Here is an 11,561-nt window from a genome sequence, read left to right as displayed (position 1 = left end):
AAAAAAAGAATACCCCTAATCCCCGAACATGGGCCATTAAAGTCTTGTTAGATAGCTTTTTGATGTTTTTAGGCACTTTTTGTTCATTTCGCCTCAATTTTCCTGATGTTCATTATTCTCATTAAACAGTTATATTAGTTTAGTTGAATGTATTAATGCTCACCGAAAAGGTATATGGATGACGAATTTATCTTAGAAGGATTAAAAAATTTAATTCTAGTGAAGACTGGAATTAAAACAATCACTCCTGCGGATTGTAAAAGAATTTCGATTGAGATCAGTAAAAACTTGAACAAGAACGTTAGTGAAACCACCATTAAAAGATTGTTCGGATTTGCTGTTGCTAAACATAATTTTTCAAAATTCACCATAACCACGCTATCTGAATATGTAAATCGTGAAAGTTCAGGCAATTGGATCCCTCCTACAACTGTACCTATGGATATGTCCAGTTTAAACTGGACAACGATACGTACCCGCGCATCCAGAATTTCGGACTTTACCTTGAGGGGAATTAAAAACCGTTCGGGAATGCCATATCACATGACCGTTAGCCGAAAATTTGCCGAGCATGATTTTGATGATTTCTTAAAAAGCAAATACAATTTTAACGCATTTATATCACAGCCCGGTTATGGAAAAACCATACTGATGAGCCATCTGGCGGACAAGTTTTTCACTACAGAAACCGGATCAAATAAAGACTCTACGCTATTATTTCTACAGGCCAGTACGTTCATCAATAAAGAGCATACCTTCATTAGTTTTGAAGATCAGTTAAAGTCACTGCTGGGTATCCACCCCAAAGAAAATCTGATTGGATATATTGACAACAATTACAAAGCTACTAAAGGTAAATTTGTCATATTTCTGGATGGTTTCTCTGACATTACCTTAAAGCGGGATTTAAAGAAACAGTTGTTTGAAAGCATCATCAATTTCATCTGTACACTGGAAAACGTGGAAACGATCAAGATGGTGATGAGTATGCGCTCTACAACCTGGACCAGGTTTCATGAAATGATCAGGCATTCAGCCTATCTCAAATCAAAATGGTTTCCAGGTAATTACTTCAATCCTTCTGAAATATCCAATGTTCCGGAGTTGACTGAAAAAGAAATCGATATGATCATCTCCAAGATGAATCACAGCGCTATGCAGGAATTAAGTCCGAAGCTCAAAGCGCAACTTAAATTCCCTTTTCATATACAATTGTACTATCAGCTAAAGGAGGAAGAACCTCAGATTAATTACTCTACCAATATCACCTTTCATGAATTAATATCCAGATTCATCCAGGAAAATATATACCGTTCCAATTATTACACAGAAAAAATTCTTTTTTTAAAGAAATTGATCCAGTTGACCAATTATGGAAAAATGAGTGATTCTGTACCAAAGGATAACCTGATCAGCGAATTATCTGCATTTAAAAATGCTTATATGGAACTGCTATCCGATGGTATATTAATGGAAGAGAAACGCTTTGAAGATTTCCATCCAAGAGAGTTTGTTCGTTTTATTCATCCGCATATTTTTGAATATTTCCTGTTCATAGAATTACTGGAAAAGTTTCACTTACAAGTAGATTTTGATTTCTTCGCTTATATACAAAGCGCATTTGAATGCAGTAACATTCGTTTCCAACTATTGCAATGGACAATCAGATTTATTGTCAGAATAGGTGATTTCAAATCGCTGAAGCATATTTTTCAATTGGGCTTAGATCAGTTTGAGTTAAACTATCTCATTCTTTTCATAGCAGAAAACTTAAAATACAGATCAAAGTATAGTCCGGATACCATTCGCTTACTCAAAGAACATGAATTGCATGAGGTTATCATTGCAGAGCTGATTAATTTTGATCTGGTTGACTCCTCTTATAAAGAGTCCATCACGTTACTGGCAGATGTATCTGACTCTGTCGAACACCGAAGCATTTATATCGCCTTATTAACCGTACTCGATATCCTAAGTTTGGATGAGGACAAAATAACTGCGCGCATAGCGGAATTAAAATCCTTCCACCCTACGCAATGGGTAGTGAATCCTCATGAGGCAACCAAATTGATTTATGCCAAGTTGAGCAATAAACCTGTGGAAAGAAGCCAACTTTTAATTGACATTCAAAGTCTCAACCCTGAGTTCTTAAACCATGGACGAGCATTTAATACCCAAACGGGAATCTCTTATTTATTTGCCATTCTTTTGAGTTCATTTTATGGCAACCAGGAGTTCACAGTGAACATCGTCAAAACAATTGCGCAAATACACCCGTATGTGTTTTCTAAGCGCAGCCCTTTTTCAATTTTCATGTTGAGTATCATGGGCGTTTGCAAGGCACAATTCGCACCCGGGCAAAAAACAGATCAACTGGAAAACATATTGTTTAACCTGCACCAAAATAAAACACGTTTTAAAACCACACAGTATTCCTTCTATATTTTAAAGATGATGCAGGCTTATCAATTGCAGACTAATGGTAACCTGACACAGGCTATCCAATATTGTGAAGAATGCATCCAGGTTTTTAAACGCAACCAATTGAACATGAACTGCCTGCTGATGTATAACCTTTTAATTTCGATTTATGCGGAATTGAACAGTTATACCAAAGTGAACGAATTTAAATATGAGCGGCTTTGCTTTATGGAAGAACGAAAAATCTCCAACCAGATTTTGGCCCTGACCAAGGAAACCAAATCTTGTTAAAAAAGAAATCCCCTGACTACGACAGACAGGGGATTTTTTATGGATGAAAAAAATCAGTTTCTACTTTTTATATTCAGCAGCTAATTTTAAAGCATCATAAGCATTAACAATACCACCAGAAACACATAGATCTGCAAATGGAAGTGTTTTAGATGATCCGGCTTCGTCTTTAATTTCTACAGACTGATTTACTTTGACTACCGATTTCATAATGATGTCTTTCACCTGAACAGCACTTAGTTTTGGATAGTAAGAGCGAATCAATGCAGCAAGACCAGCTACAACAGGAGCGGCCATACTGGTACCATTTAATTTCTCATATTTTGAACCCGGCACAGTAGAATTGATGTTTACACCAGGTGCAAATACATCTACTTTGGTTTTACCGTAATTGGAGAAATTCGCCTTAATGGTTCCATCATTTTTATAGTCAGAGGCCCCAACAGTTAGCCAGCTACTTGCGACACCGCCGCTTAGATAGTCAGGATTCGGGTAGTTTGCTTCAACCTCCAAATCTTTATTGTCATTACCCGCTGCATGAACCAGCAACACGTCTTTAGATACGGCATATTTCACCGCTTCGTCTACCACTGCTTTATCCCATGAATATCCTTTACCGAAACTCATGTTGATTACTTTTGCGCCATTGTTTACCGCATAGCGAATTGAGTTGGCAACATCTTTATCACGCTCATCGCCATTAGGCGTGGTGCGAACACCCATAATCACTACATTATCTGCAACACCCTGGATACCTAAGTTATTGGTACGAACTGCAGCAATAATACCGGCAACGTGACTACCATGTCTTGCGTCCGGACCTGCAACATCATTGTTGCCGTAAAAGCGTTCTTTGCTATCATTTGGATTATCACCTACAATTGGTCTTGGATCATAGTCCAGGTTCAGATTGTAATCTACCTGAGATTTAAAGTGATCATATCCAGCTACAATCTGGCTGTTATAAAACTCTTCATAGCTGCTGTCTTTCAATTCAGAAACCATGATCCGCTGGATATTTGCTTCCATATCATTTCCTGGTTTGAAAGCCTGAAAATCGGCCACTGTCGGATTGTCTTTTCCAATTTTCTTGACAACCGCATCAATTGCATTTTTTATTGCTGTGAACCGCTCCAGACCAGTTTTGGCTTCAGCCAATTCTGTTTCCAGTTCAGCTTTGTTTTTCTGGTAAGCTTCAAAAGCAGGAAGCTCTGATGGTTTTACAGAAGTTGCATCTGCATTTGCAAATTTTGCATTATCTCTACGCACCAACCTGGTCAACTCCAGGGTTTCGTTGTTGATAGATCCTTTAGCAGAGCCCAGGAAGTTCCAGCCATTTACATCATCGATGTAACCATTCTTATCATCATCCTTGCCATTACCGGCCTTTTCTTTTTTATTAACCCAGATTATTGCTTTTAAGTCTTCATGATTGATATCTACTCCACCATCTAAAACCGCTACAACAACTGGAACAGATTTTTTACCCTTTAACAATTCATTATAAGCCTTTTCTGTACTTATGCCAAATGTAGAATCTGCTTTTAAATCCAGATTTTGCCAATTTGGTTTTTGAGCAAATGAGACAAAAGGCATGACAGCAATCGCAGCTATGCAGAGCCCTCTGCTCCAGAAAAAATTCATGTTAGTCTTATTCATATATTTAAATTTTGATCAAAGCTAATCAATTATAGCGCCAACATGTTAATGACAGATCAGCCAAACTCACCAGAAACACAAAAACCAGACATTTCTATCTGGTTTTTTACAAAACATAAATAAATAAAGAATATGTTAATCCCCAATAGGGTATTATTCGGCTTCTAAAGTATGATAAAAGTCTCTGATCCTGTAGAAATCAGGATGTAAGGAAACCACATCTCCGAACACCAGTAACGCAGGTGAGGAAATTTGATGATCAGTAATCAGTTCTTCAATGGTATCTACAATGCCAATCCGGATGTGTTCATGCACCGAAGAACCATTTTCTATCACTGCAACTGGTAGTCTGCTTTTACCCTCGGCCTGAAAAATGGCCGCAATTTCTTTGATCCGTTCGACACCCATTAAAACAACTACTGTAGCTTTTGACTTCGCAGCAACATATAAATCCGGCGATATGTCGCCAACAGCATTAGTTCCGGTAAGTACCCAGAAACTTTCACTTAACTTATCATAAGTCATTGGGATTTTATGCAATCCTGGCACACCTATGGCACTCGATATGCCAGGTATAATTTCTGTCTCAATACTGTAAGATTCAGCATAGTCAACTTCCTCAAAACCCCTGGCAAAGACAAAAGGGTCTCCGCTTTTTAAACGAACTACATGACCAAAGTTCAGGGCATAATCAATCATTAATTTATTAACGGCATCCTGAGAAAAGGATTCATCGTCTGACTTTTTGCCTACAAAGATTTTAATGGCAGTTTCGGAAGCATGATTTAAAAGTGCTTCATTTACCTGTGCATCGTATAAAATGACATCAGCCTTCATGATCGCTTTCAGGCCTTTCAAACTGATCAGTTCTGGATCACCGGGACCAGCACCAACCAAGGTAATTTTAGGTTCTTTTACTTTGCTATCAATTTTGTTTAAAATCATGGCCGACTATTTAAAATGAAACACATTTACTTATTTAAAAGCAAATATATAAAAATCTATAGAAATAGTAGGCTTTATTTTAAAATATTCTATTCTATCTGAATATCATCTGTTTCCCTTGCAATTACATCAGCAATTGAGGTTTGTGCAAGGACTTTTAAAGTGGCATCCCTGACATCAATGAATGTCTTGCGGATCCCGCAGGTCACTTCATCATGACATTCGTCGCATTTGCGATAAAACTTCAGACTTGCACATGGAACCATGGCAATCGGACCATCTGTGATTCGCAGTATATCAGCCAAATAAATATCCTTAGGATCTTTATTTAAACTGTATCCCCCTCCCGCACCTTTCTTACTATACAAATAGCCAGCGTTTCGCATATCCAGAAGTATCTGTTCCAGGAATTTCCTGGGTATCATCTCCTGTTCCGCCAAACGTACAATTTGCATAGGTGGATTTTCTCTGTTCTTGCCTAGAGCAACCAGTGCCTTTATTGCATATTTCGTTTTCTTAGACAGCATACTAGCAAAGCTAAGAAAAGATTTATGTATTTGTAAAGCTTTTCTTATCCACAGCGAAGTTGTCAAATCAGTCATTTTGCTTCCTAATTCAACATTATGTGGAATAAGTCTACAATTTCAAACGAAGCTAAATATTTATAAGGCACTATATATCAGCATTATAAATAAAAACTGGCACAGTGGCATCATTGTTCTATATAGCTACATGAAACAATTGAAAAGTAAATTAAAACTATAAGTTATGAAAAAGATCATTTTATCAGCAGCAATCTTAGCTGTAGCAGGATTAACCACAGTAAAAGCGAGTAACAACATTCAATCACCAGTAGCGGTAGTTGCTTATCAGGACAGTGTAACTAAAACTCCGGTAGAACTTAAAGATCTTCCAGACGCAGTAAAAGCAACTTTAGCATCAGATAAATATAAAGATTGGGCACCAAGTGCAGCATTCTTAGTGACTAAGGCTGATAAATCTGAATACTATCAGGTTGACGTTAAAAAACAGGAAGAAAGTGCTTCTTTAAAAATCGGAAAAGATGGCGCTGTAATTGAATAAGCCCATAAACTCCAAAATAATAACAATTTAACACCTTATAAAAGCCGGATTTCGTCCGGCTTTTGTATTTTTGCTATTATTCAAGCGAAATCCCTATGGCAAAAATACTAATCATTGAAGACGACTCCACTTTCTCTCAGTTATTAGAAGGCTTTTTAACGAAGCACGGCCATCAACCCGAAGTCGTTAACGATGTCAAGAAGAGTCTCAAATTATTAGATCAAAAAAGCTTCGACCTTTTACTCATCGATTACCGGCTACCCGATGGTACCGGCCTGGACGTGCTTTCTTATGTACTTCAAAAAAGTGCAATGCAACCCACCGTAATCATGACCAGTTTTAACGACGTGAGGACGGCTGTTAAATCCATGCAACTTGGTGCCTTTGATTACATCACCAAACCGGTAAATCCCGACGAGTTGTTGATGATCATAAAAAATGCATTGGGTAAGAAGGAAAGTCCGGCTTCCTCCTCGTCATCTTCGTCTGTAGAACACAGCGATGCCATTAAGGGAAAAAGTGAAACTGCCGATAAATTATATGCACACATTGCCCTGGTTGCACCAACAGATATGTCTGTGATTATCCAGGGTGAAAGTGGTACAGGGAAAGAATATGCCGCGCGAACCTTACATACGCAAAGCAAACGCAACAATAAACCTTTTGTCGCGATTGACTGTGGTGCATTATCCAAAGATCTCGCAGCCAGTGAATTATTCGGACATGCAAAGGGCGCTTTTACAGGTGCTTTAAACGATAAAAAAGGCCAGTTTGAGGCAGCCGATGGTGGTACACTGTTTTTAGATGAAGTGGGTAACCTGAGTTATGAAGTACAGGTGAAAATGCTCCGGGCTTTACAGGAGCGGGTGATTCAACCTCTTGGGAGCACCAAAAACATAAAAGTTGATGTGCGGATCATCACAGCTACCAATGACGACCTTAAAGCGAGTGTGCTGAATGGCAGCTTTCGCGAGGATCTCTACCACCGTTTGAATGAATTTAAAATACAATTACCGGCATTAAGGGAACGTGGTAAAGATATTGAACTGTTTATCAACCATTTCATTAACATTTCCAATGCAGAACTGAACCGAAATGTCAAAAACATTTCAGCGGAAGCAAAAGAATTGTTGCTAAAATACGATTGGCCGGGCAACTTACGCGAACTCAAGAATGTAATTAAGCGGATGGTGTTGTTAAGTCCGACAGAAACTGCCGAACTCGATTCGTTACCTGAAGAAATGTTCATTTCGATCAATCAACTACCCAAGCCAAATACTTCAGATCTGAAAGCCATTAACGAGGTCAACGAAAAAGCCTTGATCATCGAAACGCTCGTTAAAGTAAAATACAACAAATCAAAAGCTGCTAAACTGTTAAATATAGACAGAAAAACGCTGTACAGTAAGATGGACAGATACGACATCGAGTAAGCCTGGCTTTAGCGTTCTTTTACCAAACGGAGTAAAGCCATTAATTTTTGAAGTAAATCATTGATCTTGTCACTCTCCAAAGCAGTCAGTTCTTTTTGTGTGCTCAATTCCAACTCCATTGACCTGAATGATGCAGCGAGCTTGGCTGCGCCTATTTGAGCAATCCGCCCGGCTAAGCGATGGGTGACCAAACGAAGGCTAGCCATATCGACATGTGTTGAAGCACGCCTGATCTCCAGCGCATCGGCCTCGCAATCTCTCGCAAAGGTATTCAGGATTTTAGCCAATTGCTCTTCATCGCCAAAAGTCATCTTTTTTAGTACTGTTAAGTCCAACTCGACTTCTGCTTCTGAAACTAAAGGTGAATCTTGTACGCCCACTACTTCATAAAACACACTAAGGAGCCCTTCCTCTTTAAACGGCTTCATCAACAAACCGTCGAAGCCATTTTCCAGCAAAAAATCCCGTTCATCGGGTAATACCTGCGCCGTAATGGCGTATATCTTGATATCTTTGCCTATGCTTTCACGCAACTTTTTGCAAAGTTCTATCCCAGACATTTCCGGCATCCGCATGTCCATCAGCACAATTTTCACATCGGCTTCCCATTGGGCATTTAATAACTGGATCGGACTATTGAAACTTTGATAACGGATTCCATTCTTTTGAAGAATGATCCCGCAAAGATCCAGGATAAGCTGGTCATCATCAACAATCCATACCTGTTCGTTAGATTCAAATTTTGGCCTGGCGAGTTCCTTGACCAGAACCGGGCTTTCTGCAATTTCAAAAGTAAGGTATGCTGTAAAAGTGCTGCCCTCTCCCACTTTACTTTTGACATAAATTCTTCCCCCCTGATTTTCGATCAGGGCTTTAACAATATTTAGGCCCAAACCTGCGCCAGCTTGATTGGACGCTTCATAACCAGCTGCATGGATTTGCTCAAATTCATTAAAAATCAAGCTACTTTCTTTTTCAGACATTCCAATACCGGTATCTTTAACTACAAAGGTAAAATGGAGCTGATCAGATTGTCTCTTAAAAAAAACAGATAGCTTAACTTCGCCCTTAGCGGTAAATTTGATCGCATTTCCCAATAAATTGTACAAGATCTGTTTCAATCTAAAAGGATCACCTTTGACATAAGTAATGCCATTCAGTTCAAAATCTGTGACCAGATCCAGTTGTTTAGCACTGGCCTGGGGAATAATCACTGAAGTAACTTCGTTGAGCAGTGCCCGCAAATCAAATGTTCTATCCTGAAAAGTAAATTTACCCGAAATGATGCGGTTATAATCAAGGACCTCGTTGACAATCTGCAGCAAATGTTCGGAGGAATGATAGATGGCGTCGATATCTTTTCGCAAGGGCTTGTCCTGATTTCTGATGATTTCGGCGTAACCTATAATGGATTGCAATGGCGTGCGAATCTCGTGGCTCATGTTGGAAAGAAAACGTTGTTTGGCCCTTCCATGGTACTCGGCTTCATCCCTTGCAAGCTCGAGTTCGTTCCTGTATTTGTTACTGCGGGTGATGTCAGTAAAAATAAAATAGACCAGTAATACGGTTAAAAAGAAAAAGACAAGCATGATCATACCAATTGTTGTAATCCCTGTGTTTACAACCTTTTTAGCCTGTATACCACTCAATTCAATTTGTGCAACGACCTCACTTTCGACCTTGCGCAAAACATCAAGCATTTGACTGATCAATAAGTTGTTCGCATCGGTCAACACTGTTTCTGTGTTGAGGAATTTCGCATTTTTTAAGCGTTGTTCATTTTCAATCGTTTTTAAGGATTTTTCCAGGTTCCTGGTCATTTGTGCCTCAGCAGATAAGGCTATGGTATCCCTTTTTACCTTTTCTTCGTTAACAATTTTAAAAGAATTCTCTTTTTCCTCAGTTTTTTTACGGCCAAATAATTTACTAAAGAAGCCTTTTGGCTTTTCTTCATTGGGATATACCGTAGTTGTAGAGGTTTTTTCTTCTGTAGCCAATATGGTGCTATCTGACTGTTGTGCACCCCGTGATACCAATTCATTGAGTTTTTTTACCTGACCGGAAAAAGCCTTATTGTTTACCATCTTTTCCCTGACTTTCAGATACGTAATAAACTGCTTGTCGCGCTCAGCCAATAAACCTTTTAAGGTTTCAATACGTTCCAGTTGCAGCGAATCCGTATGGTATAAGCTACTGAGGGTATCCAGTAACAAGCGCAACTGCCTGGACTCTTTAAACAATTTGCTATAATTACCTGGATCATCAAAAGCCTGTTTCTTTTGCAGCTGATCAAGGGTACCTATTTTTCTGGAAAGTGCATTGACCAGGCGAAGGCGTTCACTAGGTGCTGAGATATTTTCTACTGTGATGAGCATTTCCTGAAAGGCAACTTTGCTCACTCCCCAGGCTAAAAGCAAGGCCAAACAACCCAGTAATAGGGCAAATATAATTTTGCCTTTGACCGCTTTAACTAAACCTCTTCTGGGGACACTACTCATTCTTTAATTATGCTTTAAAAATTAACAGTTATTGCTGCATTTAAGTTTTACTTCGGCTATTACCCTTTTAAAAAACTCCAGGGCATTTTCCGTACAGAACGTTCCTGTTCTGTTACCAATTGCTTTGCAATCTGGCTTAAACGGCTTTGGTTTTCACTCACCATCCGATCGCCCAGCGCCATTAGCTTTTCAATATTGGCCGGACTTGCCGCGTCCAACCCTTCTTTGATACTTTCCAGACTATCCGGTTCAATACGGATGTAGTTTTCCGATTTACCTACCGAATAAAAAAGCTGTTCCAAAAAGAAATCACTCGTTTCTGCAACGCCGCTCATCATGATGTCAATCAGTGCCGGCACAATGGCCATGGCACTGCTTTTCTTAAAATGATCATAATCATATGATCGTCTGGAACGTCCTGTTCCCAGGGATAACAATTGAATGTCATTAATGCGGGTTTGATTAAAGGCACGCGTTACTTCGATCAGACCACTTAATGCCGGATTTGTAGCAAATACCCCGCCATCTAATAAGGGATAGCGTACATTAGCAAGCGAATGTATTTCTGCTACACTAAAATAAGTTGGCGCAGCAGAAGTTGCGCGACAAACATCCCTGACATAAAAATCACGTGCATCGCCTCTGGAAATCGCATTCTGTTGTCTAAAAAAATGTGTTTTACGCAATTCAATGTTATATGCACTGATGATGCAGGGTTTAATCAGCTGACTGAGTTTGGTATCCTCAAAATAAGTTTTCAGTACACCCTCAAAGATTTCACTATTATAACGCTCGCCCGCCAGTCCCAGTTTGGCCCGGATTCGTTTCATGAAACTCATTTTAAAGATTTCATTGCCATGTTCCAGATACAAATCTAATGCTGCTTTAGCCGTAAATCTGGGCCTGCCTGGATGTTCGATTGAGGGACAAAGCAGTAAACATGTTAGAATCCCTCCCGTACTTGTACCCGCAAAGAAATCGAAGTAATCCACAATAGCAGCTCCAGGATTTTTACTTTCCTCTTTTAATTTCTCTTCCAAAGCCACCAGGAACATCCCGGGTATAATACCTCTTATGCCTCCCCCATCTATAGAAAGTATTTTTTTCATTAGCATATATTTTTTATCGGTGATGAAGTCAACCTAAACCTGTCTACCACCATTCTAATCACTAAGGTTTACAGGTAAATATAGCTTTTAACGTCAAAATAGATTAATACTTAGCCATAATA

General features: G+C 39.1%; 8 protein-coding genes. 3 read left to right on the top strand and 5 right to left on the bottom strand.

Features of this window, described 5'->3' with window-relative positions; translation table 11 throughout:
* Window positions 1-219 precede the first annotated feature (219 nt).
* Window positions 220-2,712, top strand: coding sequence for a hypothetical protein (locus IM797_RS10255; protein ID WP_370583075.1), 2,493 nt, complete (start codon window positions 220-222; stop codon window positions 2,710-2,712).
* 60 nt (window positions 2,713-2,772) lie between these two features.
* On the opposite strand, the gene IM797_RS10250 is transcribed toward IM797_RS10255, so the two are convergent.
* The 3 genes from IM797_RS10250 to IM797_RS10240 all read right to left on the bottom strand — a co-directional run bounded on the left by IM797_RS10250 (window position 2,773) and on the right by IM797_RS10240 (window position 5,843).
* Complete coding sequence (locus IM797_RS10250; protein WP_194127018.1) at window positions 2,773-4,371, bottom strand: S8 family peptidase; 1,599 nt, start codon at window positions 4,369-4,371, stop codon at window positions 2,773-2,775.
* A 153-nt stretch (window positions 4,372-4,524) separates the two neighbouring features.
* The gene (gene cobA / locus IM797_RS10245; RefSeq protein WP_194127017.1) at window positions 4,525-5,316 is read right to left on the bottom strand and encodes a uroporphyrinogen-III C-methyltransferase; all 792 of its coding nucleotides are present in this window, start codon (window positions 5,314-5,316) and stop codon (window positions 4,525-4,527) included.
* A gap of 89 nt (window positions 5,317-5,405) precedes the next feature.
* On the bottom strand, window positions 5,406-5,843 hold the full coding sequence (locus IM797_RS10240) for an Rrf2 family transcriptional regulator (protein ID WP_194127016.1): 438 nt from the start codon (window positions 5,841-5,843) through the stop codon (window positions 5,406-5,408).
* 241 nt (window positions 5,844-6,084) lie between these two features.
* On the opposite strand from IM797_RS10240, the gene IM797_RS10235 reads away from it, so the two are divergent.
* Together IM797_RS10235 and IM797_RS10230 are read left to right on the top strand one after the other, a co-directional pair.
* Complete coding sequence (locus IM797_RS10235) at window positions 6,085-6,399, top strand: hypothetical protein (RefSeq protein WP_194127015.1); 315 nt, start codon at window positions 6,085-6,087, stop codon at window positions 6,397-6,399.
* Window positions 6,400-6,494: 95 nt separating this feature from the next.
* A complete protein-coding gene (locus tag IM797_RS10230; protein ID WP_194127014.1) occupies window positions 6,495-7,832 on the top strand; it encodes a sigma-54 dependent transcriptional regulator in 1,338 nt (445 codons plus the stop codon).
* 8 nt (window positions 7,833-7,840) lie between these two features.
* On the opposite strand, the gene IM797_RS10225 is transcribed toward IM797_RS10230, so the two are convergent.
* Both IM797_RS10225 and IM797_RS10220 read right to left on the bottom strand, forming a co-directional pair.
* A complete protein-coding gene (locus IM797_RS10225; RefSeq protein ID WP_194127013.1) occupies window positions 7,841-10,330 on the bottom strand; it encodes a hybrid sensor histidine kinase/response regulator in 2,490 nt (829 codons plus the stop codon).
* Window positions 10,331-10,389: 59 nt separating this feature from the next.
* Window positions 10,390-11,439 carry a patatin-like phospholipase family protein gene (locus IM797_RS10220; RefSeq protein ID WP_194127012.1) on the bottom strand — a complete coding sequence of 350 codons (1,050 nt, stop codon included), beginning with the start codon at window positions 11,437-11,439 and terminating at the stop codon, window positions 10,390-10,392.
* Between the last annotated feature and the right edge of the window lie 122 nt (window positions 11,440-11,561).

The sequence above is a fragment of the Pedobacter sp. MC2016-24 genome (genome assembly GCF_015223055.1).
GTDB lineage: Bacteria > Bacteroidota > Bacteroidia > Sphingobacteriales > Sphingobacteriaceae > Pedobacter.
Note: the sequence above shows the minus strand (reverse complement) of the source record. Positions and strands in the feature narration are given on the sequence as shown.